Source organism: Bradyrhizobium sp. WSM1743 (assembly GCF_000473065.1).
Classification (GTDB): domain Bacteria; phylum Pseudomonadota; class Alphaproteobacteria; order Rhizobiales; family Xanthobacteraceae; genus Bradyrhizobium.
In genome coordinates, this window is record NZ_AXAZ01000001.1 from 120,199 (window position 1) to 145,430 (window position 25,232).

The 25,232-nt window shown below is 61.8% G+C and carries 23 protein-coding genes and 1 pseudogene; 20 read left to right on the top strand and 4 right to left on the bottom strand.

The window, feature by feature from the left end; genetic code table 11:
• The first annotated feature begins 27 nt into the window (after window positions 1-27).
• The 3 genes from YU9_RS0100630 (at window position 28) to YU9_RS0100640 (ending at window position 3,324) form a co-directional block, all read left to right on the top strand.
• Window positions 28-1,206 carry an ABC transporter substrate-binding protein gene (locus YU9_RS0100630; protein WP_156951592.1) on the top strand — a complete coding sequence of 393 codons (1,179 nt, stop codon included), beginning with the start codon at window positions 28-30 and terminating at the stop codon, window positions 1,204-1,206.
• 70 nt (window positions 1,207-1,276) lie between these two features.
• Entirely contained in the window at window positions 1,277-2,377 is a 1,101-nt protein-coding gene (locus YU9_RS0100635; protein WP_027571019.1) for an NADH:flavin oxidoreductase, read from the top strand.
• Window positions 2,378-2,532: 155 nt separating this feature from the next.
• Window positions 2,533-3,324: a crotonase/enoyl-CoA hydratase family protein gene (locus YU9_RS0100640; protein WP_027571020.1), complete on the top strand. Its 792-nt coding sequence runs from the start codon at window positions 2,533-2,535 to the stop codon at window positions 3,322-3,324.
• 821 nt (window positions 3,325-4,145) lie between these two features.
• Here the strand turns inward: YU9_RS0100640 and YU9_RS0100645 are convergent.
• Entirely contained in the window at window positions 4,146-5,126 is a 981-nt protein-coding gene (locus YU9_RS0100645) for a LysR family transcriptional regulator (RefSeq protein WP_027571021.1), read from the bottom strand.
• Window positions 5,127-5,228: 102 nt separating this feature from the next.
• Here YU9_RS0100645 and YU9_RS0100650 point away from each other — a divergent pair, with 102 nt between their 5' ends.
• From YU9_RS0100650 to aroQ, 11 genes are read left to right on the top strand one after another with little or no spacing between them, the layout of a single operon-like run.
• Window positions 5,229-6,173, top strand: coding sequence for a ketopantoate reductase family protein (locus tag YU9_RS0100650; protein ID WP_027571022.1), 945 nt, complete (start codon window positions 5,229-5,231; stop codon window positions 6,171-6,173).
• A 4-nt stretch (window positions 6,174-6,177) separates the two neighbouring features.
• Window positions 6,178-6,564 carry a VOC family protein gene (locus YU9_RS0100655; protein ID WP_027571023.1) on the top strand — a complete coding sequence of 129 codons (387 nt, stop codon included), beginning with the start codon at window positions 6,178-6,180 and terminating at the stop codon, window positions 6,562-6,564.
• Window positions 6,565-6,577: 13 nt separating this feature from the next.
• A complete protein-coding gene (locus tag YU9_RS0100660; protein WP_027571024.1) occupies window positions 6,578-7,048 on the top strand; it encodes a MaoC/PaaZ C-terminal domain-containing protein in 471 nt (156 codons plus the stop codon).
• Window positions 7,045-8,271 (top strand): CaiB/BaiF CoA-transferase family protein, encoded by a 1,227-nt coding sequence (locus YU9_RS0100665; RefSeq protein WP_027571025.1) that lies wholly within the window; start codon window positions 7,045-7,047, stop codon window positions 8,269-8,271. The genes YU9_RS0100660 and YU9_RS0100665 overlap by 4 nt, the downstream gene beginning before the upstream one ends.
• A gap of 3 nt (window positions 8,272-8,274) precedes the next feature.
• Window positions 8,275-9,102: a shikimate dehydrogenase gene (gene aroE, locus YU9_RS0100670; protein ID WP_027571026.1), complete on the top strand. Its 828-nt coding sequence runs from the start codon at window positions 8,275-8,277 to the stop codon at window positions 9,100-9,102.
• Between the two features lie 15 nt (window positions 9,103-9,117).
• Complete coding sequence (locus YU9_RS0100675; protein ID WP_027571027.1) at window positions 9,118-9,972, top strand: shikimate dehydrogenase; 855 nt, start codon at window positions 9,118-9,120, stop codon at window positions 9,970-9,972.
• Between the two features lie 51 nt (window positions 9,973-10,023).
• Window positions 10,024-10,692: an amino acid ABC transporter permease gene (locus YU9_RS0100680; RefSeq protein WP_027571028.1), complete on the top strand. Its 669-nt coding sequence runs from the start codon at window positions 10,024-10,026 to the stop codon at window positions 10,690-10,692.
• A gap of 11 nt (window positions 10,693-10,703) precedes the next feature.
• Window positions 10,704-11,360 carry an amino acid ABC transporter permease gene (locus YU9_RS0100685; protein WP_027571029.1) on the top strand — a complete coding sequence of 219 codons (657 nt, stop codon included), beginning with the start codon at window positions 10,704-10,706 and terminating at the stop codon, window positions 11,358-11,360.
• 56 nt (window positions 11,361-11,416) lie between these two features.
• Window positions 11,417-12,244 carry a transporter substrate-binding domain-containing protein gene (locus YU9_RS0100690; protein WP_027571030.1) on the top strand — a complete coding sequence of 276 codons (828 nt, stop codon included), beginning with the start codon at window positions 11,417-11,419 and terminating at the stop codon, window positions 12,242-12,244.
• Window positions 12,245-12,301: 57 nt separating this feature from the next.
• Complete coding sequence (locus YU9_RS0100695) at window positions 12,302-13,048, top strand: amino acid ABC transporter ATP-binding protein (RefSeq protein ID WP_027571031.1); 747 nt, start codon at window positions 12,302-12,304, stop codon at window positions 13,046-13,048.
• A 13-nt stretch (window positions 13,049-13,061) separates the two neighbouring features.
• Window positions 13,062-13,511 carry a type II 3-dehydroquinate dehydratase gene (gene aroQ / locus YU9_RS0100700; protein ID WP_027571032.1) on the top strand — a complete coding sequence of 150 codons (450 nt, stop codon included), beginning with the start codon at window positions 13,062-13,064 and terminating at the stop codon, window positions 13,509-13,511.
• Window positions 13,512-13,717: 206 nt separating this feature from the next.
• On the opposite strand, the gene YU9_RS0100705 is transcribed toward aroQ, so the two are convergent.
• Window positions 13,718-14,539, bottom strand: a complete 822-nt coding sequence (locus YU9_RS0100705) for an alpha/beta fold hydrolase (RefSeq protein ID WP_245266266.1) — start codon at window positions 14,537-14,539, stop codon at window positions 13,718-13,720.
• Window positions 14,540-14,600: 61 nt separating this feature from the next.
• Window positions 14,601-15,179 (bottom strand): TetR/AcrR family transcriptional regulator, encoded by a 579-nt coding sequence (locus YU9_RS0100710; RefSeq protein ID WP_027571034.1) that lies wholly within the window; start codon window positions 15,177-15,179, stop codon window positions 14,601-14,603.
• Between the two features lie 204 nt (window positions 15,180-15,383).
• On the opposite strand from YU9_RS0100710, the gene YU9_RS0100715 reads away from it, so the two are divergent.
• Window positions 15,384-16,469, top strand: coding sequence for an efflux RND transporter periplasmic adaptor subunit (locus tag YU9_RS0100715; RefSeq protein ID WP_027571035.1), 1,086 nt, complete (start codon window positions 15,384-15,386; stop codon window positions 16,467-16,469).
• Window positions 16,466-19,577 (top strand): annotated as a pseudogene (locus YU9_RS40550) (efflux RND transporter permease subunit). Before YU9_RS0100715 ends, YU9_RS40550 begins: the two are co-directional and overlap by 4 nt.
• Before the next feature lie 85 nt (window positions 19,578-19,662).
• Here YU9_RS40550 and YU9_RS0100725 read toward each other — a convergent pair.
• Window positions 19,663-20,286: a TetR/AcrR family transcriptional regulator gene (locus YU9_RS0100725; protein ID WP_027571036.1), complete on the bottom strand. Its 624-nt coding sequence runs from the start codon at window positions 20,284-20,286 to the stop codon at window positions 19,663-19,665.
• Between the two features lie 83 nt (window positions 20,287-20,369).
• On the opposite strand from YU9_RS0100725, the gene YU9_RS0100730 reads away from it, so the two are divergent.
• The 4 genes from YU9_RS0100730 (at window position 20,370) to YU9_RS0100755 (ending at window position 25,230) form a co-directional block, all read left to right on the top strand.
• Window positions 20,370-21,263: a crotonase/enoyl-CoA hydratase family protein gene (locus YU9_RS0100730; RefSeq protein ID WP_027571037.1), complete on the top strand. Its 894-nt coding sequence runs from the start codon at window positions 20,370-20,372 to the stop codon at window positions 21,261-21,263.
• Between the two features lie 64 nt (window positions 21,264-21,327).
• Entirely contained in the window at window positions 21,328-22,386 is a 1,059-nt protein-coding gene (locus YU9_RS0100735; protein ID WP_027571038.1) for a hypothetical protein, read from the top strand.
• A gap of 303 nt (window positions 22,387-22,689) precedes the next feature.
• Window positions 22,690-24,276, top strand: coding sequence for a beta-(1-6) glucans synthase (locus tag YU9_RS0100745; RefSeq protein WP_027571040.1), 1,587 nt, complete (start codon window positions 22,690-22,692; stop codon window positions 24,274-24,276).
• A 195-nt stretch (window positions 24,277-24,471) separates the two neighbouring features.
• Complete coding sequence (locus YU9_RS0100755) at window positions 24,472-25,230, top strand: CBS domain-containing protein (protein WP_036016752.1); 759 nt, start codon at window positions 24,472-24,474, stop codon at window positions 25,228-25,230.
• Window positions 25,231-25,232 lie beyond the last annotated feature (2 nt).

Here is a 25,232-nt window from a genome sequence, read left to right on the forward strand (position 1 = left end):
AGGGAGATGATAATGTTGAGAAGCGCCATGATTGTAGCCGCGCTCGCGGCATCCATAGCCGGCGGGCATGCGCAGACGCCGGGCGTCACCGAATCCGAGATAAAGATAGGAGCGACGTTCCCTTTCAGCGGCCCCGCTTCGCCGCTCAGCAATACCGGAAAGGGCATGATCGCCTACGTCAATTCGATCAACGAGCGTGGCGGCATCAACGGGCGGAAGATCAACCTCATCACCTACGACGATGGTTACAGCCCTCCCAAGACGGTGGAGCAGACCAGGAAACTCATCGAGAGCGACGAGGTGGCGTTCCTGTTTGGCCCGTTGGGTACGCCCGGCATCAGCGCCACCATCAAGTACGTCAACGCGAAGAAAGTGCCGCACCCGTTTGTCGTGAGCGGGGTCAGCAAGTTCACGAATTTCGCTGAATTCCCGATGACCACGACGGGATTGCCAAGCTACGACACCGAAGGACGAATCTACGCAAAATACATCACCCGGACCCGTCCCGACGCGAAGATCGCGATACTGTATCAGAACGATGATTTGGGTAAGGACTTCGTCAATGCATTCAAGGCCTACCTGAAGGACGATTTCAACAAGAAAGTCGTCGTGTCCTCCTATGAGGTGACCGAACCGACCATTGATTCCCACGTCGTGTCGCTTAAGTCATCTGGCGCAGAGGCCTTTCTGGTCGCCGGCACGCCGAAATTCGCAGCGCAGGCCATCAAGAAAGTCGATGAAATCGGTTGGAGGCCGCTGTTCCTGATCAACTTCGTTTCGAGCTCCGTGTCGTCGACCATCGTCCCCGCGGGGCCGGAAAAGGCCGTGGGCATAGTTGCCGCGACAATCACCAAGGATCCGAACGACAAGAAGTGGGCCGATGATCCGGGCATTAAGTGGTACCGCGACTTTTTTGCCAAATACCTGTCAGGCGCCGATATCGGCGACAACAATTATCTGTTCGGTACCCAGCAGGGACAGATCCTGGAGCAGGTGCTCAAGCAGTGCGGCAACGATCTCTCGCGCGAGAACATCGTCAAGCAATCGCGGAGCATACGCGCGCTGTCTCTTCCGACTTCCATACCGGGTGTCGTGATCAACACGGGCCCGGAAGGCAGCATGGCGTACACGCAGCTACAGCTTCAGCGCTGGAACGGGACCACGTGGGAGCAATTCGGTGACGTACTCAGTGCCGACGCAAAGTGAATTGTACCTTCTGAACATGCGGGGCGGATGATCTAAGCCCGCAAAACGACCACCAGATCATGGAGCACGGATGTCCAGCGACGTTCTTTTCCGGCCTTTCAAGCTGAAAGGGCTGAACATGCCGAACCGGGTCGTGATGGCGCCGATGACGCGCTCATTCTCTCCGGGCGGAATCCCGACCGAAGACGTCGCGCGGTATTACCGCCGGCGTGCCGAAGGAGCGGTCGGATTCATCATATCGGAGGGTACGGGCGTGGATCGTCCGGCATCCCTGAACGATCCGAACGTTCCCCGTTTTCACGGAGAGAAGGAGCTGGCGGGGTGGCGGCGTGTGGTCGACGAGGTGCATGCCGCGGGTGGTCTGATGGCACCGCAGCTATGGCACGTCGGAGCCGTTCGCACCCGCGCCAAGGATTGGTCTCCTCCGGGTCCCTACGACAGTCCGTCCGGCCTGTCGCGACCGGAGAAGAAATTCGGCGAGCCGATGACCGAAGAGGACATCGCAGACGCCATCCGCGCTTTCGCCGATGCGGCGCTTGCCGCGAAGCGCTTGGGGTTCGACGCCGTCGAATTGCATGGCGCGCACGGCTATCTGATCGATCAATTCTTCTGGGAAGGCACCAATCGCCGCGAGGATGCCTATGGAGGCAAGGACCTGCCGGGCCGGGCCCGGTTTGCCGCTGATATCGTTCAGGCCGTGCGCAAGTCGGTCGGATCCGACTTTCCGATATTGCTGCGGATCAGCCAGTGGAAACAGCAGGACTACGAGGTGGAGCTGGCCGATACGCCTCGCGCGTTGGAAGCCTGGCTCAAACCTCTGGTCGACGCGGGGGTCGACATTCTGCATTGCTCACAACGGCGCTTCTGGGAGCCGGAGTTCGATGGTTCCGATTTGAACTTCGCCGGATGGGCCAAAAAGGTGACGGGAGTGCCGACGATCTCGGTCGGGTCGGTCGGCCTGACCGGCGAGTTCATCGCGGCATATGGCGGGGAGAGCTCCCGTCCGGCGTCCCTCGACGAACTGATCCGCCGCCTCGATCGCGAGGAGTTCGATCTTGTCGCGGTGGGGCGGGCGCTGCTTCAGGATCCGCGATGGCTCCTAAAGATACGCGACGGCCGGACGGAGGAATTGATGGCCTTCGAACGGACTGCGTTTGCTGCGCTGAGCTAAGCGTCGCCGCTGAATAAAGGTTGTCCAAATATTTGGTGGCCGGTATTCCGGCGATCTGTCCAAGCTGGTTGCTAAAGAAGATCGGCGCATGCCGGTCGACGGCAGAGGCGTGCGCGTCATTGTGCAGTCGCCTGGAAGCAATTCGGAGACAAACAATGAGCGACACCAAGACCCAAGCCGGCCGAATCCGCACCGAGGTGCACGGGCATGTGTTCAAGATCATCATCGACAACGTGGCGAAGAAGAACTCATTCAGTCCGCAGATGATGGCGCAGATGTCGGATGCGATGACCCTTCTCGATCGCACCGACGATTATTGGGTCGGGGTACTCTGCGCCGAGGGCCCGGATTTCACGGCCGGGCTGGATATGCCGAAGTTCTTCGGACCCAAGGCCGAGAATACCGAGCCAAAGCCCGGCAACATCGATGCGTTCGCCTTGAAGAGCCGGTGCCGCAAGCCGATTGTGACGGCCGTACAGGGGATCTGCTTCACAATCGGAATCGAAATGATGCTGGCTGGCGACATCGTCGTGGCGGCCGACGACGCCAGGTTCTGTCAGATGGAATCCAAGCGCGGGATCGCGCCTCTTGGTGGTGCCCATTTCCGGTATTTGACGCGGGCGGGCTGGGGAGACGCGATGTATCACCTGTTCCTGTGCGACGAGTTCGGCGCAGCCCGGGCTCACAAGATCGGCTTCGTTCAGGAAGTCGTTGCACCCGGCCAGCAGATTGCGCGCGCGATGGAGATTGCGAATTTGATCGCCAAGAACGCGCCGATCGGCATTCAGGTGACGAAAGAGGCCGCGTTGAAATACATCGAGGCCGGCGAGAGAGCCGCGATCGACTACATTCCCAAGATCAAGGATCGCGTCTTCAGCAGCGAGGACATGAAAGAAGGCATCCAGTCTTTCGTGGAACGTCGCTCGGCCGTGTTCCGCGGGAAATAGAATCCGGCGGACCGCACAGTTGGACGTCGCTCACGAGCCGGAGGATTTGACCATGGGAAGCCGTGTTGGGCCGCCTTGTGGCGTCTATCTCTTGACCCTCTTACGACGCGGTTGATGTAGTCGTGGGGTCAAGCAAACTCGGCGATCGTGTGTGGGAGCTTGCGTGATGGAAACTGCGGCGCTCCCTGTAGATTGTGCGAACGTTGAATTGGCCAGCGCGACAGCGGGTCCCGATTTTGGTCTCTCGGCGCACTCGTTAGTAGCTGTCAAGCCGCTGCTTCAAGGGCGGCTTTTGACGAACTACCAAGGGTCTAGGTCGCGGGTTGGCTGCCCGATTGTGATCCGCGCTGGGCGCTTTTCCATTTGGAAAAGCCTGCTAAGCAATTGACCTCACTAGGAGCGAATTCGCACATTTTTTCCAAATGCGGCTTGAAATCGTTGAATAATCAAACTGATTTTGATTCCGCCATTCGGAGGTTCGATCCCTCCCGCCCCAGCCAGGTCTCAAGCTGTTGAGTTCATTCGGTAAGCAGTTTCATCCCAGTCAGGTCTTTTGGGCGCGTTTGGAAAAGGAGATTCTGAGGCTCGGTCCAGAATTGAGCTGAACGGCGTGGCCATGGTGGCTTATCTCCGAGGCTTCCATCCCAACATATACGGCGGAGGCTGCTCGGGCAGGTCTGCTTTGCCCTCATCGTAGAATAGGGTGCTACGGCGAACGAAGTGGACAACCGGTCGAGCTGCGCTTGTGCGGAATTGCAGCCGTGCTGCAGTTTGTCCAGCCGGCGGCCTCGGGGGCGGTCGCTGCCCGCTGCCAGGGACGATTACGACTGCAAATCGCGTGGCCTTCGTTTCCTTGGCCGACCGGAACGAAGTAGACCCCGCACGTCCTGCTGTTGAAAGAGCTCCCCGCACAGGTCACGCAACCATTGGCTCGCCGGGTCGTGATGGAAGCGAGCGTGCCAATATTGCTTCACCGTAAAGCCGGCGATCGCCAGCGGGCAATCGAGCACGCGCAGTCCGTAATAGTGAGCCAGCGTTTCGCCAATGTGCCTCGGCAGGGTGGCGATCAGGTCAGTCGTCCCGACGATTGCGGGCAGTCCCAAAAAGCCGGGGAGCTCGAGCGCAACGTCAAGGACTATCCGCTGCTCCTTTAGCGCGTCCGCAAGCAATTGATGTCCGGTGCCGGAACGAATGAGGACGTGCGCCTCCCGCCTGAAATCCTTTGCGGTGATGCCGTCGCGGATCCGGGCATGTTTTGCGTTCGCCAGGCAGACCCAGTCCTGCGGAAAGAGTGCCTGCTGGAAGTGTCCGGCGTCGAGATCCGAGATGTAGCCGAGCGCCAGATCGGCCTCGCCAGACTGCAGCATTCGTGGGGTATCGCCGCCGATCTGCGCTGCCTCGATGCGGATGCCCGGCGCAACGCGGCGAACGTGGGCGAGGATGGCCGGAAGCAGCGTGATGTGGCTCGCATCCGTCATGCAGATTACGAAGCGGCGCTTTGCAGTCGCCGGATCAAACTCGGGGCGAAGCTCCGCCAGACGACGCAGCGTCTCCAACGCTTGTCTGGCCGTGCCGATGAGTGCCTCGGCGCGCGGAGTCGGCAGCATTCCCTCCGCTGACCGGATGAAGAGCGGATCGTTCAGTTCCTTTCGCAGGCGCGCCAGCCAGATCGAAATGGTCGGCTGGCTTTGACCGAGCTTCTCGGCTGCCTTGGTGACGCTGCCCGTGGCGAACAACGCATCGAAGAGCCGGAGCAGGCGCGGATCCAGCAGGTTCGTCTCGGAGGGGTCCCGGTGCTTCATTGCGATCTGAAATAATGGATATAAGGATCATAGCATATCCAAATACCGGGCAGCCTGCTACCACGCTTCCAACGCCAAAACGGGCGAGGGAGAAGCGTTCGGATGAGGATCTGCTTTATCGGAGCGGGAGCCCTGGGCTCGACCATCGGCGGCACGCTGGCGCGCGGTGGTGCCGAGATTTGGTTGATCGATCCGTTTCAGGCTCATGTCGACGCGGTCAATGCTGCGGGCCTGCGGATGCTCGAAGGCGACGCCGAGACAGTTGTGAAGGTCTCTGCCTGCACCTCCGCGGCCCAGGTCGGCATCGTGGCGGACCTCGTCATTGTCCTCGTCAAGTCCTACCACACGCGGGATGCGATCCGGGCGGCAGCGCCGATCATCGGGCCGCAGACGGTTGTGATGTCGCTTCAGAATGGTCTTGGCCACGAGGACATCCTTGCGGAGGAAGTTGGTCGTGACCGGGTCATGGCAGGCAAGACCTACGTTGGCGGCGTGCTGCTCGGCCCTGGTCATGTTCGCTCCGGGGTCATCGGCAAGGAAACCATCATCGGCGAACTTGATGGGCGCCTGACGGAACGCGCACAGCGAATTTCCGAGACGTTCAATCGTGCCGGCATTCTCACGCTGCTCAGCGACAACATCCTGGGCACGATGTGGGACAAGCTGTTCATCAACGTCGCCGGAGGAGGAATTACCGCCGTTACCGGGCTGACTTATGGCGGCCTCTATTCCCTACCCATCCTGGAAGATTGTGCGCTGGCCGCAATCTCAGAGAGCATCGAGGTCGCGCAAGCTGCCGGCGTCAAGATCTCGATTACCGACCCGCGGCGTGCCTGGACGATGGCGTCCGCTGGACTACCGCCCGAATTCAAGACGTCGATGTTGCAGAGCTTGCAGTCCGGCAACCTGACCGAGGTTGATTACATTCACGGCTCCGTCGTGCGTTGGGGCGCCAAGCTCAACGTGCCGACCCCAGTCAATTCCACCCTCGTCGCGTTGGTCAAAGGGCTCGAATACGCCCGCAGCAACTATCCTGGAAAGGTCTGAGACGATGTCGTTGCCTCGCGCTTATGTCGAACATGTCGCGATCCGCGTGCCGGACGTTGATCGTCACGTCGACTTCTTTCGTGAGGTGCTTGGTCTTGCCATTCGCGACGAGCAGCCCGCCGATGGCGCGCGCCCGCGTCAGGTGTGGGTGCTCGGAAGCGTGCAGCTCATTGAGGATCCGAATTTTGTCGGACCAGAGGGACGTCTCGCCCATCTCGGCATCATGGTCGACGATTATGAAGGTGTGCTCGCCCGTGCCGCCGCGTGGGGCGCCAAGGCATTGCCCGCCGGGCCGAACTGGCTCGAACTGCCAGGCGGCCTCAACGTCGAGATCCTGCAAGCCAGCGCAGGCGCCGTGGAAGCCGCCCTGGCGATCAATCCCCGTGCCTAGAGGAAGACGCGACATGACCGATGAGCGCTACTGGGACGATGCCAAGGTCGGTGACGAATGCGTCACCCCCTCGGTGACGGTCACCGAGGCTATGGTGAATGCCTATGCCGAGCTGACGGGTGACTTCACGCCGGTCCACGTCGACGAGGAATACGCCAAGACCACACCGTTCGGCACGCGCGTCGCGCACGGGCTGTTTGGTTTGTCGCTGGCCGACGGTTTGAAGACCCGTGCCGACTACCGCTTCCTCCCGGGAATGTCGCTGGGCTGGACGTGGGATTTCAAGCTGCCGATCAAGCTCGGCGACACCGTCCACGTGAAGTTCCGCGTCGGCTCGATGCGCGCCACCAAGCGGGAAGGGTGGGGCATCGTGGTGCTGCCCTCGGAGTTGATCAATCAGCGCGGCGAAGTGGTGCAGCTCGGTGAGCACCGGTTGATGATCCCGATGCGCCCAAAGAATGGTGCCGCAGGAGAGCAGGCATGACAGCGCAAGATCTACCCCTCAAAGGCATCCGCGTCATCGACTACAGCCATTTCCTGGCAGGCCCCTTCATGGGCCGCTGCCTCGCCGCGATGGGCGCGGAAGTCATCAAGGTGGAGCGTCCGAAGGCAGGCGATGCAGGCCGCGCCCACGGCTATTTCAAGGACGGACAATCCGGCTATTTCCTGCAGCAGAACATGGGGAAACAGGGATTGTGCATCGACCTGCGCGATGCGCGCGGTCTCGACATGATGATGAAGCTCATCGACACGGCCGATGTCTTCATCGAGAACTACCGCCCCGGCGCACTCGAGCGCCTCGGCCTCGGCTACAAGGCGCTGTCGGCGCGGAATCCCAGATTGATCTACTGCTCGGTCTCGGCCTATGGCCACACCGGTCCCTATGCCGACCGTCCGGGCTTCGGCCTGATCGCGGAGGCAATGTCGGGCGCCCTGGCGCAACTGGGTTCCCCCGGTGAAGCGCCGCCGCTGCTGCGGATGCCGCTGGCCGACATGTATACCGGCATTCACGGTGTGGCTGCCATCAATGCCGCGCTGGTCGGCCGCGCGTCATCCGGGCGCGGCCAGCATATCGATCTGGCGCTGTACGACTGCATGGTCTCGATGCATGACTACGCGGTTCAGCGCTACTTCCTCTCCGGCGGTACCGACCTGCCGAAGCAGACCGGCAGCGGACAGCCGGACTCGACTGTCTACGGCGTCTTTCCGGCCAGGGACGGCAATCTTGTGATCGCTGCGCAAGTCGACGATGCGTGGCGGCGATTGGCGACGCTGATCGGGGGCAGCAGCCTGTCATCTGACGAACGCTTCACCACGCCTGCTGCGCGGAACGCCCATTATGCCGAAGCGATGGACATCGTGCGCAACTGGACGCTGTCGCAGCCGTCTCGGGATGCCTGTCTCGCTGCGCTCGACGAAGCAGGTGTGCCGTCCGCTCCCGTGCAGACCATCGAAGAGGTCGTGAGGGATCCGCAGATCCACGCGCGCGGCATGCTGGTCGAGCAGGAGCATCCCGTGCTCGGCAGGGTGACGTTGCCGAACCTGCCCTTCCGTTTCTCCGATTGCGACACCACGGTGCGTACTCCGGCGCCGCTGCTCGGCCAGGACAATCGCCGCATTGCAGAGTCGCTGGGGCTGTCGACCGAGCTCGTCGAGGCGATGGTGCGTGACGGTGTCCTCTACAACGAAGCCGCAGTGCAGGAGTAAGCCATGAGCGATCGTTATGCGGTGATTGGCAATCCGATCGGCTTCAGCAAGTCACCTCTCATCCATGGGACGTTCGCCAAAATGACGGGAGAGGACCTCGTCTATGAAGCGATCGAGGCACCCCTCAACGGCTTCAGCGAACGAGTTGATCAATTCCGGACAGAGGGCGCCAAGGGGCTGAACATCACCGCCCCGTTCAAGCTCGATGCCTTCGCCTACGCAAACGAGCTTTCAGAGAGCGCCAAACGAGCAGGCGCCGCAAACTGCCTGAAGTTCGAGGGCGATCGGATCATTGCCGAGAATTTCGACGGGATCGGCCTTGTGCGTGACATCACCGTGAATCTCGGCGTCAAAATGGCCGGCCGGCGCGTTCTGATGCTCGGCGCCGGGGGGGCGGCGCGCGGCGCGCTGCTGCCGTTCCTGCGCCAGGAGCCGTCCGAGCTGGTTCTGGTCAACCGAACGCTGTCGAAAGCGGTTGCGTTGGCCGAAGAGTTTGCCGGCTGTGGTCCCCTGATCGTCAGCGGCTATGCCGAGCTGGCCGATCTTGCCGAGGGCTATGACGTCGTCGTCAACGCGACGTCCGCCAGCCTGCGGGGCGAAATGCCGCCGCTTCCGGGCAATGTCTTCCGCGGCGCGGAGCTGGCGTACGAACTCGCCTACGGCAAAGGGCTGACCCCCTTTCTGCGAGCGGCCCGCGCCGAAGGCGTAGCCAAGCTGGCCGACGGTGTCGGCATGCTGGTCGAGCAGGCAGCGGAAGCTTTTGCCTGGTGGCGCGGCGTTCGACCGAGCACGGCTCAGGTCATCGCCGAACTGACCGTCCCATTGAGCTGACGGGCGATGCCGAGCATGCATCCGAAGTCCAGCTTTCTCGTCGGCCTGATCGGCAGCGGCATCGCTGCGTCCCGCACCCCGCCCATGCACGAAGCGGCCGCAGACGCCGCTGGCATCCGCTATATCTACAAGAAGATCGATCTGACAGAGTTGAAGCTCGGTGTGGAGGCGTTGCCGGAATTGCTCACGGCAGCAAGGCGGATGGGCTTTGACGGGTTGAATGTGACCCATCCCTGCAAGCAGGCGATCCTTCCACTCTTGGATGAGCTTTCGCCGGACGCGGAGGCGCTTGGTGCCGTGAACACCGTGGTCGTCAGGAATGGTCGAATGACTGGCCACAACACCGACTGGTTCGGCTTCGCCGAGAACTTTCGCCGCAACATGCAAGGTACGCCGCTCGGTCGTGTCGTCCAATTCGGCGCGGGCGGCGCAGGCGCGGCGGTCGCTTTCGCGCTCATGAAGCTCGGCGTGCAGGACCTGACCATCATAGACCTCGACTTGGCCAAGGCGCAGAGCGTGGTCGACGGCTTTTCCCCTCGATTTGTAGAAGGGCGCTTAAGGGCCGGCCAGGACGTCGCAGCGGCCGTGGCTGCCGCAGACGGAATTGTCAACGCGACGCCGATCGGCATGGACAAGTATCCAGGCACGCCGCTGCCGACGGCCCTGCTGCGTCCCGATCTGTGGATCGCCGAGATCGTCTACTTCCCGCTGGAAACCGCACTGCTGCGCGCGGCGCGTGCCCTCGGCTGCCGCACCGTCGATGGTGGTGGCATGGCGATTTTCCAGGGCACCGAAGCATTCCGCCTGTTCACGGGCATCTCGCCTGATCCAGACATCTTCTTCGCAACTTTCGCGTCCCTGGGAGGGTGACACCCGGCCGATGGGCGAGCGGCACGCACAACGCCCGAGAGGAAACGCAAGATGGGCTACACGCTCGATTTCTCCGTGGTTTGGCACGCGATGCCCGCGCTGCTGTGGGGATGCATGGGTACATTGGGCCTGGCGCTTGCCGGCATGACGCTTGCAATGATCATCGGCGTTGCGGGCGTCGCGGCACGCGATTCCAAGGCGGCGTGGTTGCGTGCTCTCGTGATCGGCTTCGTCGAGACAGTGCGCAACACACCTTTCCTGGTGCAGATCTTCTTTCTATTCTTCGCCCTGCCGCTCATCGGATTGAAGCTCAATCCGACAGCCACCGCCATTATCGCACTCGGCGTCAATGGCGGGGCCTACGCCATCGAGATCATCCGCGGCGGCGTGCAGTCTATTCACAAGGGACAGGTAGAGGCCGGCTACGCGCTCGGCCTGCACAAAGGCCAGGTCTTCCGGTTCATTGTGCTCAAGCCCGCGCTTCGCGCGATCTACCCCTCGCTCACGGGTCAGTTCATCATGCTGACGCTGACCTCGTCGATCTGTTCGGCGGTATCGGCCTACGAATTGACTTCGGTTGCGCAGCGCATCGAGAGCGACACATTCCGCAGCTTCGAGGTCTACTTCTTCGTCACCTTCCTCTACCTCGCAATCTCCTGGCTGTTGATGCTGGGATTCGCGATCGTCTCTCACCGCTTCTTCTCGTATCCGACGCGCTGAAGGGAGAGATCATGACACCGCATTTCGGTCTTCCAGAGTTCGGCTTCCTGCTGCGTGGGCTGCAATGGACGATGCTGCTGACGCTGGTCGCGTTTGCGGGCGGCTCCACGGCTGGCCTGGCCGTCGCATTGCTGCGCACCTGTGGTCACAGGGGTGTGGAATGGATCACCCGCATTTACATCGGGATATTCCAGGGGACTCCGCTGCTGCTGCAGCTTTTCGTCGTGTATTACGGATTGGCGCTGACCGGGCTGAAGCTCGACGCCTTCGTCGCGGTGGCGATCGGTTTTACCGTGAATGCCTCCGCCTTCCTCGGCGAGATCTGGCGCGGCGCGATCCAGGCCGTGCCGCGCGGCCAGACCGAGGCGGCGATGGCGCTCGGACTGCACTATTCGTCCCGCATGCGCGACATCGTGCTGCCGCAGGCGATCCGCATCTCGCTGCCGGCGACCATCGGCTATCTCGTGCAGCTCATCAAGGGCACTTCGCTCGCCGCCATCGTCGGTTTCATCGAACTCGCCCGCGCCGGTCAAATCGTGTCGAACCAAACCTTCCAGCCGTTGCTCGTCTTCGGCGTGGTCGGCGGGTTGTACTTCGTCCTCTGCTGGCCACTGTCGTGGTGGGGCAGCCGGATGGAGGCCAGGCTTGCCCTGGCCAATCAAAGGTAGGAACGGCGCACCTACTTAATCAGATACAGCCATCACCAGCAGGAGGAAAACATCAGATGTCATTTTCAATCAATCGTCGCCAGCTCGGCTTTGCGCTGCTGACGCTGGGGGCCATCGCTGTCGCAGGCGAATCGCGGGCGGGCGCTCTGGAAGACGTGAAGAAGAAGGGCGTCGTCGTCATCGGCATTCAAGGCGACAATCCTCCCTGGGGCTATGTCGATAGCTCGGGAAAGCAGGATGGCATCGATGCCGACATGGGGCGGGCCTTCGCCGAATATCTCGGCGTGAAGGCCGAGTTCGTCCCCTTGGCGGTGGCCAATCGTATTCCTGCGCTGACCACGGGCCGCGTCGACATTCTGTTCGCAACCATGGCGATGCTGCCGGAGCGCGCAAAAGCGGTGCAGTATTCCAAACCCTATGTCGCCAACGAGATTACGCTGGTCGCAGCCCAGGCAACGCCGATCAACAGCAATGCCGACATGAGCAAATTCGTCATCGGCGTTCCGCGGTCCTCCACGCAGGATACTCAGGTAACCAACAACGCCCCGTCCGGGACCGAGATCCGCAGATTCGACGATGACGCCGCCACCATCCAGGCGCTGCTCTCTGGTCAAGTCCAGGCGGTCGGTGCGAACCTGTTTTATCCGCAGCGCCTCAACGCCGCAAAGCCGGAACTCGGGTTCGAGCCGAAGCTTCACTTCACCGCCCTTTACAACGGCGCTTGCACACGACTGGGCGACAAGGAGTGGAACGAGACGGCCAACAAGTTCATCGACGAGATCAAGTCGAACGGCAAGTTGGCCGCTTTCTACGCCAAATGGATGAAGGTCCCGGTCCCTATCTTTCCGGACTCCGTCCCCGGCGTTCCCTTCACCGTCCAGTAGCCACTGCGAGCGGCCGACGCGATCCGCGTCGGCCGCCGCCCAACGGCGGAGGCCAGCATGCAGGACCAGATCCTGATCGAAATGAGGGGCGTGCAGAAGTGGTATGGCGGGTACCAAGCTCTTCGCGATGTCGATCTCACTGTCCGCAGAGGTGAAAAGATCGTGCTCTGCGGTCCGTCCGGTTCAGGCAAATCGACACTCATCCGCTGTATCAACCGGCTTGAGGCGATCCAGCAGGGCAGTATCGTGGTGAACGGTCATCGGCTAGACGACAGCACCAAGGCTATCGATGTCGTACGTCAGGACGTCGGCATGGTGTTTCAGAGCTTCAACCTTTTTCCGCACATGACGGTGTTGCAGAACTGTATGCTCGCCCCCATTCGCGCGCGCCGCATCAGCAAGACCGAGGCGGAAGCGACCGCGCGAAAATACCTCGAGCGGGTGCGCATCGGTGATCAGGCCGAGAAGTATCCGGCTCAACTTTCCGGCGGTCAGCAACAGCGTGTCGCGATTGCGCGCGCGCTCTGCATGCAGCCCAAGGTGATGCTGTTTGATGAACCGACCTCGGCTCTCGATCCGGAAATGGTCAAGGAGGTGCTCGATACGATGATTGGCCTCGCCAACGACGGGATGACCATGATCTGCGTCACCCACGAGATGGGCTTTGCCCGCCAGGTTGCCGATCGTGTGATCTTCATGGCCGAAGGCCAGATCATCGAAGAAGGCGCGCCCGACGCCTTCTTTCGCAATCCTCAGCACACCCGCACCAGGCAGTTTCTCGGCGAAATCCTCGCCCATCACTGAACGGAGTTCTCTCATGAGTCGTCTTGTCTACGTCCTCAACGGGCCAAATCTAAACCTGCTCGGCAAGCGCCAACCCCACATCTACGGTCACGAGACGCTTGCAGATGTGGAGCGGGATTGCCGGACGCTGGCCGGGGAACTCGCACTGGAGCTACACTTTCATCAGTCGAACAGGGAATACGAGCTGATCGACTGGATCCACGAGGCGCGCGAGACGGCGGCGGGTATCGTGATCAATCCCGCCGCTTTCACCCATACGTCGGTCGCCATCCTGGATGCTTTGAACACGTTCGAGGGGACCGTGATCGAGGTACACATTTCCAACGTGCACAAGCGCGAGGAATTTCGCCATCACTCGTTTGTCTCCAAACGAGCTGACGGGGTCATCGCAGGCTTCGGCACTCAGGGTTATCTGCTCGGCTTGCGTCGTGTGGCCAAGCTGCTTGACGAGAAGAAGGGGTAGCATCGTATGGGTGCACCCGTTCGCCTGTCGGTGATGGGAGCGGGTCTCATCGGCAAGCGACACATCGAACACATTCTCGCGCGGCGGAGGCGGTACTGTCGTCGATCCGCGCCGGCGGCCCGAGAGTTCGTTCGCCGAAAGTCTTGCCTTTCATTTGCGCTCGAGTTTCGCGAGACGCTCTTGCAGCTTGAGCATGATCATTGCACTCATTCTGCCGCCATTATCACGCGAGCCAGCTCCGACGGGTTCTCGACAGCCGAGAAGTGACCGGTATTCTCGAGCGTCACCATCTGCGCAGCGGGAATCAGTGACCGCGTGCGTTCGCGCTCGTTCGGCCGAGACCAGTCGCTATCGCCATAAATGAGCGTGACCGGCGCCGAGATCTGCCGATAGTAGTCGCGTGCCTTGCTCCAGGATCGCCAGCCAGCCAGAACCTTGCGTGCGGCCCGCTTGTATCCGGGGCGGCGGGCGACTTGGTCGAACTCGGCGAGCAGGTCGGCCGGCAGCTTGCGCGGGTCGTGATATCCGCCGCCCATGATCTTGCCGAGGATCATCCTGTTCTCGAGCGACGCGTTGATCGCGCCAAGCACCGGGACTTGCAAGCTTCCGATGATGAAATTGGCGAGCCAGTTGCCGCGTCGAAGGCCGTCGCCGTAGCGGGTCTCGTAGTCGTAGGGGTTGATCGCATAAACCCGCTTCACCCGCTGCGGAAGTGACGCTGCCACCGTTAGGGCCAATGCCCCGCCAATCGACTCGCCGACAAGCGTCATGTCCGTGAGGTCCAGCTCCTCGATGAAGCGAATGACGGCCCACCTGAAATAGGGCTCGTCAAAACTCGCGCTCGGATCGATCGGTGAGTGCCCGTGGCCCGGCAGGTCAATGGCGTAGACCGTGTGCGATCCGGCGAGAAGGGGAACGAGGCTGCGGAAATACTCGAGCTGCGTCCGGATCGTATGCATCAGGAGCAGCGGCGGCCCGCTGCCGGTCTTTTGAAAACGTATGCTGAGCTTGTCCGACAGCTTGAGCAAACTTGGTTTGGCTTCGCTTACGTGGAGCATTCGATCTCTCCAGGCTTTGAGGGCGCGTCGTTCAAGCGGCGGCGGTAGCGCGGACCTGTGCGGCTGCCGCGTCCAGAAGGGCCCGCGCGAGATCGGGGTCGTTGACCACGCGCGATAGCGTCACGGCGCCGATCATCGTCGCGAGAATGGCCATGGCCTTGCCTCTGGATGCTTCGTCGCTGTTCTCGGCGATGAAGCGGCCGAGCACCTCGAGATGGGCCTTGATGCCAGCTTCGAACGCCGCCTTCACGTCGGGGCCCTGCCGGGCGGCATCCGAGCCGAGCGCCACGATCGGGCAGCCGTCCATTCGTTCTTCGCGATGGTCAGCGCTGAGATAGAACCCGATCACTTCGCCGAGCGGGTCATCGGGATTGCGCGCGGTCGCCTCCGACCATCGGCCGGAAGCGCTCTCCAATGCGCGCCTGGACGCCTCGACCGCCAAATCCTCTTTCGACGCGAACTGCTTATAGAAGGCGCCCTGGGTAAGCCCAGCACCCTCCATCAGATCCTTGAGTCCAATGCCGTCGAAGCCGCGCTCCCTGAAGAGGCGACTTGCCACATTGATCACGGTTTGGCGGTTCTCCGCGGCTTGAACGCGACTGACGCGCATCATGGACCTCCACTTGGATTTCAATCGATCTATATCTAAAATAGAGGTCGATCGCAATCTATCAAGTAGGGTCGCCGGTGCCGTTAAGTCGGGGGCGATTTCTTGGCGATCACGTTCCTGTCAGTGTCCAAATTTAGATTGCGAGCGAACTCTAATCGGATTATAGAGTTTGAACGCAATCTAAATTACAGCACGGAGACTGACATGAAGAGGGGTATTGCCGTACTGGCCGGTATTTTGATCCCGGCGGGGGTGGCCACGTTCGTCAGTCTCGGCATTTTCGCCCCAAAAGCCTCGGCTGTGAGCGACCCGCGGCAGGAACCGCCGATGGTGAGCCTGGTGACGGCCGCACGGGTGACAGGCACCATCGGCGCGCGGGTGGAAAGCAATCTCGGCTTTCGCGTCGGCGGCAAGATCGTCGAGCGGCTGGTGAATGTCGGTGAGCAGGTGAAAGCCGGGCAGCCGCTCATGCGGATCGACGAAACCGATCTGCGTCTTGCGCTGACGGCGAAGCGCAACGCCGTCGCCGCAGCGCGCGCAGTTGTCGTGCAGACGGATGCGGATGAGCGTCGATACGCCAATCTGGTCAGCGACGGATGGACTTCCAAGCAGCGCTACGAGCAGGCGAAGGCCGCGTCGGATACAGCCAAAGCGCAGCTCGCCGCGGCCGAGGCCGAAGCAGGGGTCGCCGAGAACCAGGCGACCTATTCCGTCCTGGTGGCGGATGCGGACGGAATGGTCACCCAAACGCTTGGCGAGCCCGGCCAAGTGGTCTCGGCCGGCCAGATGGTCGTTCGGCTCGCACAGTCCGGTCCTCGCGAAGCCGTGGTGGCGCTTCCCGAAACCATCCGGCCGGCGATCGGCTCGCTCGCCGAGGCCAGCCTGTATGGAAGTGACGGGCGCCGTTACGTGGCGCATCTGCGCCAATTGTCCGATTCTGCCGATGCGCAGACCCGGACCTACGAGGCCCGCTATGTGCTGGACGGCGAGGCGGCAGCTGCACCGCTCGGGGCGACAGTCACCATTCGGCTTGCAAGCCAGGACAGCCAGGCCGAAGTCCAGGTGCCGCTGGGAGCCGTGCTCGATGACGGCAGGACGACGGGTGTCTGGGTGTTCGACAGCGGCAGCTCGACCGTTCACTTCCGACCGATCAAGCTACTGCGCGTGACCAGCGAAACGGCCGTCATCTCCGGATCAGGCTCTGGTGATGCGATCGTTTCCCTCGGCGCTCACCTCCTGCACGAAGGTGCTCGCGTCAGGACCGTCTCTGACGGCGGGAGCAAATCATGAGCTTCAACCTTTCCGCAGTCGCCGTTCGCGAACGGGCCGTCACCCTGTTCTTCATCATCCTGCTGGCGGCTGCAGGCGCCTACGCGTTCTTCATGCTCGGGCGGGCCGAGGATCCGTCCTTCACCATCAAGACCCTGACGGTCACCACGGTATGGCCGGGCGCGACGGCGCGCGAGATGCAGGACCAGGTTGCCGAACCGCTGGAGAAGCGGCTCCAGGAGCTGACCTGGTACGACCGGGTGGAGACGACCACGCGGCCGGGGCTATGCGTACATGACCGTTACGCTGAAGGACAGCACGCCGCCATCGAGCGTGCAGGAAGAGTTCTATCAGGCCCGCAAGAAGCTCGGCGATGAAGCGCGCAAGCTGCCGGCTGGCGTGCTCGGCCCCTTTGTCAATGACGAATATTCGGACGTGAGCTTCGCACTCTATGCTCTCAAGGCGAAGGGCATGCCGATGCGTGAGCTCGCCAGAAAGGCCGAGGTGATCCGACAGGACCTGCTGCATGTGCCCGGCGTCAAGAAGATCAACATCCTCGGCGAACGTCCCGAGCAGATCTTCGTGGAATTTTCCTATCCCAAGCTGGCAACCCTCGGCGTCTCGGCACAGGATATCGTTGCAGCCTTGCAGCGGCAAAATACCGTGACCCCGGCAGGCTCGATCGACACAAAGGGGCCACAGGTCTTCATCCGGGTCGACGGAAGCTATGACAGCGTGCAGGCGATCGCCGAGACGCCGATCGTTGCTGCGGGACGAACCTTGAAGCTGTCCGACATCGCCGAGATCCGCCGCGGCTATGAGGATCCTCCCACCTACATCATCCGGCACCAGGGCGAGCCTACGATCATGCTCGCGGCAGTGATGCAGGAGGGCTGGAACGGCCTCGCGCTCGGCAAGGCTCTGGAAGAGAGGTCCGCAGCCATCGCGCGGACGCTGCCGCTGGGGATGACCCTCGACAAGGTGACCGATCAGGCCGTCAACATCTCCTCGGCGGTCGACGAATTCATGATCAAATTCGCCATGGCCCTCGCAGTGGTGCTGCTGGTGAGCCTGCTCAGCCTTGGCTGGCGCGTGGGAATCGTCGTGGCCGCCGCCGTCCCTCTGACGCTTGCGGTCGTGTTCCTCATCATGCTGGAAACGGGCCGGTTCTTCGACCGCATCACGCTCGGCGCACTCATCCTCGCGCTTGGCCTTCTCGTGGACGACGCCATCATCGCCATCGAGGTGATGGTGGTGAAAATGGAAGAGGGCATGGATCGCATCAGTGCGGCGGCCTATGCATGGAGCCACACTGCGGCGCCGATGCTCTCGGGCACGCTGGTGACCATCGCAGGATTCCTGCCGGTCGGTTTCGCGCGCTCGACTGCCGGCGAATACGCCGGCAACATCTTCTGGGTCGTGGGTTTCGCTCTCATCGTCTCCTGGATCGTCGCGGTGATCTTCACGCCCTACCTTGGCGTCAAGATGCTGCCCGCGATCAAGCCGATCGAGGGCGGTCACCACGCGATCTACGACACGCCGAACTATCGGCGCCTACGGCGGCTCATCACCTTCGCCGTGCGCCACAAGTTCGTGACCGTCGGCGTCGTCGTCATCGCTTTCGCGCTGTCCGGCCTCGGCATGGGCGGCGTCAAGCAGCAGTTCTTCCCGACGTCGGACCGCCCCGAGGTTCTGGTGGAGGTTCGCCTGCCGGAAGGCACCAGCATCGAGACGACGACCGCCACCGTCGAGAAGCTCGAACGCTGGCTGCATGATCAGCCCGAGGCGAATATCGTCACCAGCTATGTCGGTCAGGGCGCGCCCCGCTTCTTCTTCGCGATGGCGCCAGAGCTCCCCGATCCAGCCTTTGCCAAGATCGTCGCGCTGACACCGGACGCCGAGGCGCGCGAGGCTTTGAAGCACCGGCTCCGGGAGGCGGTGTCACAGGGCCTTGCCCGAGAAGCGTATGTGCGCGTCACCCAGCTCGTCTTCGGACCCTACACGCCGTTCCCGGTCGAGTTTCGGGTGATGGGACCCGATCCTGCGAAATTGTACGCGATCTCTGAGAAAGCCGTCGAGGTCATGCGTGGCGTCGATGACGTGAGGCAGGCAAATCGCGATTGGGGCAATCGGACACCGGTGCTCCGCTTCATTCCGGATCAGGATCGGCTGAACCTGATCGGTCTCTCTCCAGCGGAGGTGGGCCGTCAGCTCCAGTTCCTCCTCACCGGCATCGCCGTCACGCAGGTCCGCGAGGACATTCGCAATGTCCCAATCGTGGCACGCAGCGCCGGCGGCGAGCGACTGGATCCGACGCGGCTGGCCGACTTCTCGCTGATGAGCCGAGACGGCCGTCCGATTCCGCTCGACCAGATCGGCCATTCGGAAGTGCAGCTTGAAGAGCCGATCCTGAAGCGCCGCGATCGCACGCCCGCCATCACGATTCGATCGGACATCAATGAGGCGACGCAGCCTCCTGAGGTCTCCAAGGACATCATGAAAGCCCTCCAGCCGCTGATCGCATCCCTTCCGGCCGGTTATCGCATCGAGACGGGTGGCTCGATCGAGGAGGCCACGAAGGCCAATGACGCGCTGGCGACCGTCTTTCCCGCCATGATTGCCGCAACGCTGATCGTCATCATGCTTCAGGTCAGATCCTTCTCGATGATGGCGCTCGTCATGCTGACTGCACCGCTTGGTCTCGTCGGCGTCGTGCCTGCGTTGCTTATCTTTAACCAGCCGTTCGGATTCAACGCGATTCTGGGGCTGATCGGACTGGCGGGGATCCTGATGCGCAACACGCTGATCCTGACCGAACAGATCAAGGAGAACCGTGCAGCAGGTCTCGACGACTATCACGCTGTCATCGAGGCGACGGTGCAGCGAACGCGTCCCGTGATCCTGACCGCCCTTGCCGCCGTCTTGGCATTCATCCCGTTGACGCATTCCGTCTTCTGGGGATCGATGGCCTATACGCTGATCGGCGGCACAGCGGTCGGAACGGTCCTGATTTTGCTGTTCCTTCCCGCGCTTTATGCCGCGTGGTTCCGGATCAAGCCGACCGCAGATGATATCCACGATGTTGCGCGCGAGAAGCCGGAATTGCGGCCGGCACTGGCTGCCGAGTAGGGCTCCGCTTCATCCTGAAAACTCTGGGCAAGTGCGGCTAAATAGTCTGCTGCATTCAGGCCCGATGCATTCTTCCGCCGGCTTTTTACTTCTGTCGCTTTTTCTTTTTGGTCTGGAGCAGCGTCCGCATCGCGTCGGCCCAGATCGCTACAAGTCGCTCGCGTGGTCCCGCAGAGCTTCGAAGGTTCTCGGAAATCGCGAGTCCTCTGATGAAATGGAGCGTCAGCGCGATGACGTCGTCATAGGCCTCGGAATCCGTCCACTCGCCGAAGAGCTGGACATAAACGCGCTCGAGATCGCGCCGGGCACCGCGCTCTGCCGCGGTCAATGCCTGCTTCAAGGCAGCATCGGTGCGAGCCACCGCCCAGAGCTCCAACTCGGCGAGATAGGCCGGCTGGCGCGCAGCGAACGCAAGCGCTTCGATGGCGGCAACCAGGGTGTCGGCCGGCCCCGCACCTGCGCGCCCCTGCGAGACGGCCCTCTCGTTCCGGCTGACAAGTTCGGCGACGCTGGCGGCCAACAGAGAGGCGTGCGTGGGAAAGTGATGGAGAAGGGCGCCGCGGCTGACTTCCGCCCGATGCTGTACCGCAAGCGTCGTCGTGCCGGCAACGCCGAGGTCGATCAAGCAATCCACGGCGGCGTTCAGAATCCGCGATCGTGTGGTCTCGGCCGCTCCATCGAGAGCTCCGGTCTTCGCTATTCTGGGCATGCTCTCCCTCAACAGTCAGTATTGACTGTAACACGATAGTCGTTACAGTCAACGCTGACTGTTATTACCTCCGCGAGGTTACGATGCCGAATTTCTCGACTCTCAGTATCGCGGTCCGCGAGGACGCACCGACTATCGCCCGTCTCGTCCTCGACCGCCCGGGTCGGTTCAACGCCATCGACGATGCGATGCCCGAAGAGATCCGAGCGGCGGTCGAGTGGGCAGAGAAAAACGACGACGTGCACGTCGTGGTGATCGAAGGCGCAGGTAAGGGGTTCTGCGGCGGGTATGATCTCGTCGCCTACGCAGAGAGCGGGATCGAGCACCCGTGTCAGCAGGAGAGCGAGCCCTGGGACCCCATGGTCGATTACGCGGTCATGAAGAAAAATACCGAGAGCTTCATGAGCTTGTGGAAGTGCTCCAAACCGACCATCGCCAAGATTCACGGCGCCGCAGTCGCCGGGGGCAGCGATATCGCGCTCTGCTGCGACCTGATCGTGATGGCCGACGATGCCCGGATCGGTTACATGCCGACGCGCGTATGGGGCTGCCCTACCACCGCGATGTGGACGTTCAAGCTCGGACCTGCGCGCGCCAAGGAGATGATGTTCACAGGAAACATGATCGACGGGCGCAAGGCGGCGGAGTGGGGGTTGGCGAACGTCTGCGTTCCTGTGGATCAGCTCGAGGCCGCGACGCGAAAGCTCGCAGACCGGATTGCCGGCGTTCCGAAGAGTCACCTCGCCATGCACAAAATGGTCGTCAACCAGGTCATGCTGACCATGGGTCTTGAGCAGACGCAGTCGCTTGCGACCCTGTTTGACGGCATCACGCGTCACAATCCTGAGGGCTTGTGGTTCAGGCGGTACGCGCAGAAGCATGGTTTCAAGGCGGCCATCGAATGGCGTGACAGCGGGCGCCCGATTCCGGAACGCGACGAGGCGCGCAGCTTGATCAACGAAATGAAGGGGTCGTGACTGACGTCGTCAGGAGCGCGAGCGATGTCGGCGCCATTCATCGAAGAACGTCCGGGAGAAACGAATGAGGATTGAGAACAGTGCGTCAGATGACGTGCAGGCCTATCGCGCGGTCGAGCGGATCTATCATTCCTATCTTACGGGTCTCATCCTTCATCTCTCGTCGCGCGCCGGGGCGGCTCGCGCTGCTGAGATCGTGTTCAGAATGTTCCGCCGCCAGCAAGCAACCCATTTCGTCGCGGGCCTCAAGAAGCTTGGTTTGGACGGGTTGCCCGATGCGGTTGCCAGCGCCCAGTACAATTACCTCGCCAATCAGGTCGGCGGCGTAAAGGTCGAATATGTCTATGAAAGCGACCAGAAGGCGTGGATTCGCTATCCGCCTCCCCGTTGGCTTTGGCATGGCACCGCGATTTGTGGAATTCCCTCGGAAGTGTCTCGCGGGATGCTCAGGGGATGGCACGGCAACAATGGCGTCGTTCTTGGCAATCCTCGCCTGGGCTTCGTCTGCACGGGACAGACCGTCGACGGGCAGCCCGGCCTGGAGGGATATTATCGGGAGTTCGATCGCGAGCTTTCGCCGGAGGAGCGGCTGCAATTTTCTCCCGGAGAGCGGTGCCCTCCATTCAGGCCTGAGCTTGCGCCGCGTCTTCCCGAGACGAATTGGCCAGAAAGTCGCTTGCGAAAGGCGCTCCGCAATTACGCGATGGACTATATCACGTCGATCCTGCCTGAAGTGATGTCGGTGCTCGGACCGGCCGAGGGAGGTCACTTGGGAGGTTTAGCTGCGCGATTGATCGGCATGCACACGTTCGACGATGTTGCGTCCATGCTCGGTGGAGTGGACCGAGGTGTCGCAGGTTTTGCGACCGCATTTACGAGGCTGTTACGAGGCCAAGGCGATGACGCAGAGTTGCATGTTGAAGGTAGCACGGCGATCGTAAGACAAACGACGTGGCGCCTCATGTCTGGTCGGGAGCAAATGTCTCCCGCCATTTTCGATGCGTGGAGTGAACTGTGGCTGGGCGCCGCACTAGCCCACGATCGTTTCATGCGCGTCACCCTGATCAGCCGCCGGGATGCCGGCGATCCGGTCTGGGCATGGGAGATTCGACAGGGCCGTTGAATGAATTGACCTGAATCAGCCAGCTTGTGGAAACGCCAGCGATCCTATAATCGGTGTGGGAGCGACCTTGAACAACTTCAATTGCATGATCCTCCCGTTTTTCATGCAGTTGCGATCGCAGGCGCGCGCTTTGAAGCAATGCGACGCGTCCGCGACATCGCAGCAAGTGAAAAGCCGCACCTCACGCGTGATCAGTTGGTCCATCCCCGGAAAGCGAGCTGGTTCTCCAGGCTGCTGCTCCCGTCAAGCGGGGAAGCCAAGCGCGTCGCGCCTGCCACACGGCCCGTAGATGCTCTCCGCGTTTTGCTCGCGCTCTTCCTGATATCGCTGGGCGCCATCGCCGCCGTGTGGTGGTGGTTGGGGACGCCAGTTCATCTGGTGCGCGCACCGATCGATCCAAACGACAAGGTCCAATGCATCTCATACGCTCCGTTCCGCAGCCATCAGACCTCGCTTTCGTCCGCGACGCAGGTATCGCGTGAGCAGATCGCGGAAGATCTCGCCCAGCTTGCGGAGATATCCGGCTGCATCCGCACCTATGCGACCGATCTTGGTCTCGACCAAATCCCCGAACTTGCAGCCAAAGCGGGGCTGAAGGTCATCCAGGGCATTTTCCTCGACAAGGACCAGCAGAAGAATCGAAATCAAATCTCAACGGCGATACGCCTCGCCAGGGAATATCCCGGGACCGTGATCGCGCTGGTGGTCGGCAACGAGACCTTGTTGCGCAAGGATATAACAGTCTCCGATCTCGCTGACACGATCCGCTCGGTCAAGGCTCAGGTCAGTGTCCCCGTGACCTATGCCGACGTCTGGGAATTCTGGCTGAGCAATCGTGAGCTCTACGACGCCGTCGATTTCGTCACGATTCACATCCTGCCATATTGGGAGAACGTGCCGATCCCGGCGGAATCGGCTGCCACGCACGCCGACGCAATACGCCGGCAGGTCGCGGCGGCCTTTCCGGGCAAGGAGATCCTGATCGGAGAGATAGGTTGGCCGAGCCAGGGACGGATGCGGGAATCGGCGTTGCCGTCCCGTATCAATCAGGCCCGGGTGGTCTCGGAGGTCCTCGACCTCGCCCGGCGCGAGAATTTCCGCGTCAACCTGTTCGAGGCCTACGACGAGTCCTGGAAGCGAGAGATCGAGGGTACAGTCGGCGGATCATGGGGCCTGTTCGGAGGCGAGCAGCGCGTGCTCAAATATCCTGCCGGCATCCCCGTGAGCAACTTTCCGCTCTGGAAGCTGCAAATGAGCGGCGGAATTGCGCTTGCGACCCTGGTCTTCGCTGCCGCATGGTTGACCTCGCGTCGCAAGCCCGGGAGCTCTGGCCTGGCTTCATGGCTCGGGGTCGCAATATCGGCGTCGACAGCCGGAATCCTGTTTGGCGTGGCCGCCCAAAAGGTGTTCTTTGAAAGTGTCGGAGCGGGCGGCTGGCTGCTGTGGAGCTCTCTGCTGGCGGCCGCGACGGTTTCGCCGGTGCTTGGTGCCAACGCCCTTATGTCGGGTCGTCCACCGCCGAGTTTTCAGGAGTTGCTCGGTCCGAAAGGTTACCGGACAGAATCGATGCTCATGACCATGCACGGGCTGGCCTTGATCGTAACCGTCGTGATCGGCACGGCCACCGCGCTCGGGCTTGTGTTCGACCCGCGCCACATCGATTTTCCTTTTGCGGCACTCACCATGGCAGCGTTACCTTTCGCGGCGATGACGCTGCTCAATCCGCCCGGGAAGGGAAGTCGTCCTGTGGCGGAGTCGCTGTTTGCCGGCGTGCTTGTCGGAGCGGCGATCTATGTGACCTTCAACGAAGGCACGGCGAACTGGCAGTCGATGTGGACTTGCGCCGCCTATCTCCTGCTTGCCTTGACGCTGTGGCGGGCGCGTGCCTGAGAATGGCACGACATGCCGCATGTTCCGCAGGACGCATGCGTCTGCACCCGGCCTTCGGTGACCCGATCGACGAACAAGCCAAATGTCCAGATTTTTGACGGCAGCATGGCACTCGATCGCGGCCGGGCGGTTGATGTCGATCAAGACCCCGTCAGGGGCGGCGACGACCTGTGAGTTCTCTCTGGAGTTGAAGACATGCGCGCGCACCAGATCATGTCCCGGCGGGTGATAGCTATTCGGCCCGAGGCCTCGATCGCCGATGCCATCAAGGTGATGCTCCGTCACCACATCAGTGGACTGCCGGTGATGGATTCGGCGGGTAAGCTCGTTGGCATCATCTGCGAAAGCGACTTCCTCAGGCGCGCCGAGCTCGAAACGGAGCACACTCGCAACCGGCTGCTGACGGTCCTGCTCGGAGCAGACCGCATCGCGCGTGAATTCGTCAAGGAGCATGGGCGCAAGGTCGAGCAGGTGATGACGCGCGATCCGGCCGCGATTAACGAGGATACTCCCCTCGAGGAGATTGCCGACCTGATGGAGCGTCGAAACCTGAATCACGTTCCGGTCATGCGCGCTGATCGCGTCGTCGGTATCATTACCCGATCCGACTTCCTGTCCGCAGTTGCCGGTCCACTGACCGGCGCACCCGGCTATTCGGAAGACGACAATCAGATCCGCCGTTCGGTCCTCGCGGCGATGGCCGGGATGCGTTGGCAGCCCGTCGGCTTGAACGTGAGCGTGAAGGACGGCGTGGTGACGCTGCGCGGCGTCGTCAAGGGCGATAATGCCCGCCAGGCGGCCATCGTGGCTTGCGAGAACGCCTCCGGCGTGCGCGGCGTCGACGACCGACTGTGCCTTCAGTCGACCAGTCCCGATCCGGAGGATGATTACGGCGGCGGTGACTTCGTCTCGCTTCAGGCAGAGCCATCCACGTACGATGACGAACCGTTGTAACG

Bases quoted from the DNA above. Each gene is read 5' to 3' on its own strand.
- YU9_RS0100630 (WP_156951592.1), top strand. From the start codon at position 28: ATGATTGTAGCCGCGCTCGCGGCATCCATAGCCGGCGGGCATGCGCAG.
- YU9_RS0100635 (WP_027571019.1), top strand. From the start codon at position 1,277: ATGTCCAGCGACGTTCTTTTCCGGCCTTTCAAGCTGAAAGGGCTGAAC.
- YU9_RS0100640 (WP_027571020.1), top strand. From the start codon at position 2,533: ATGAGCGACACCAAGACCCAAGCCGGCCGAATCCGCACCGAGGTGCAC.
- YU9_RS0100645 (WP_027571021.1), bottom strand. From the start codon at position 5,126: ATGAAGCACCGGGACCCCTCCGAGACGAACCTGCTGGATCCGCGCCTG.
- YU9_RS0100650 (WP_027571022.1), top strand. From the start codon at position 5,229: ATGAGGATCTGCTTTATCGGAGCGGGAGCCCTGGGCTCGACCATCGGC.
- YU9_RS0100655 (WP_027571023.1), top strand. From the start codon at position 6,178: ATGTCGTTGCCTCGCGCTTATGTCGAACATGTCGCGATCCGCGTGCCG.
- YU9_RS0100660 (WP_027571024.1), top strand. From the start codon at position 6,578: ATGACCGATGAGCGCTACTGGGACGATGCCAAGGTCGGTGACGAATGC.
- YU9_RS0100665 (WP_027571025.1), top strand. From the start codon at position 7,045: ATGACAGCGCAAGATCTACCCCTCAAAGGCATCCGCGTCATCGACTAC.
- aroE (WP_027571026.1), top strand. From the start codon at position 8,275: ATGAGCGATCGTTATGCGGTGATTGGCAATCCGATCGGCTTCAGCAAG.
- YU9_RS0100675 (WP_027571027.1), top strand. From the start codon at position 9,118: ATGCATCCGAAGTCCAGCTTTCTCGTCGGCCTGATCGGCAGCGGCATC.
- YU9_RS0100680 (WP_027571028.1), top strand. From the start codon at position 10,024: ATGGGCTACACGCTCGATTTCTCCGTGGTTTGGCACGCGATGCCCGCG.
- YU9_RS0100685 (WP_027571029.1), top strand. From the start codon at position 10,704: ATGACACCGCATTTCGGTCTTCCAGAGTTCGGCTTCCTGCTGCGTGGG.
- YU9_RS0100690 (WP_027571030.1), top strand. From the start codon at position 11,417: ATGTCATTTTCAATCAATCGTCGCCAGCTCGGCTTTGCGCTGCTGACG.
- YU9_RS0100695 (WP_027571031.1), top strand. From the start codon at position 12,302: ATGCAGGACCAGATCCTGATCGAAATGAGGGGCGTGCAGAAGTGGTAT.
- aroQ (WP_027571032.1), top strand. From the start codon at position 13,062: ATGAGTCGTCTTGTCTACGTCCTCAACGGGCCAAATCTAAACCTGCTC.
- YU9_RS0100710 (WP_027571034.1), bottom strand. From the start codon at position 15,179: ATGCGCGTCAGTCGCGTTCAAGCCGCGGAGAACCGCCAAACCGTGATC.
- YU9_RS0100715 (WP_027571035.1), top strand. From the start codon at position 15,384: ATGAAGAGGGGTATTGCCGTACTGGCCGGTATTTTGATCCCGGCGGGG.
- YU9_RS0100725 (WP_027571036.1), bottom strand. From the start codon at position 20,286: ATGCCCAGAATAGCGAAGACCGGAGCTCTCGATGGAGCGGCCGAGACC.
- YU9_RS0100730 (WP_027571037.1), top strand. From the start codon at position 20,370: ATGCCGAATTTCTCGACTCTCAGTATCGCGGTCCGCGAGGACGCACCG.
- YU9_RS0100735 (WP_027571038.1), top strand. From the start codon at position 21,328: ATGAGGATTGAGAACAGTGCGTCAGATGACGTGCAGGCCTATCGCGCG.
- YU9_RS0100755 (WP_036016752.1), top strand. From the start codon at position 24,472: ATGCGCGCGCACCAGATCATGTCCCGGCGGGTGATAGCTATTCGGCCC.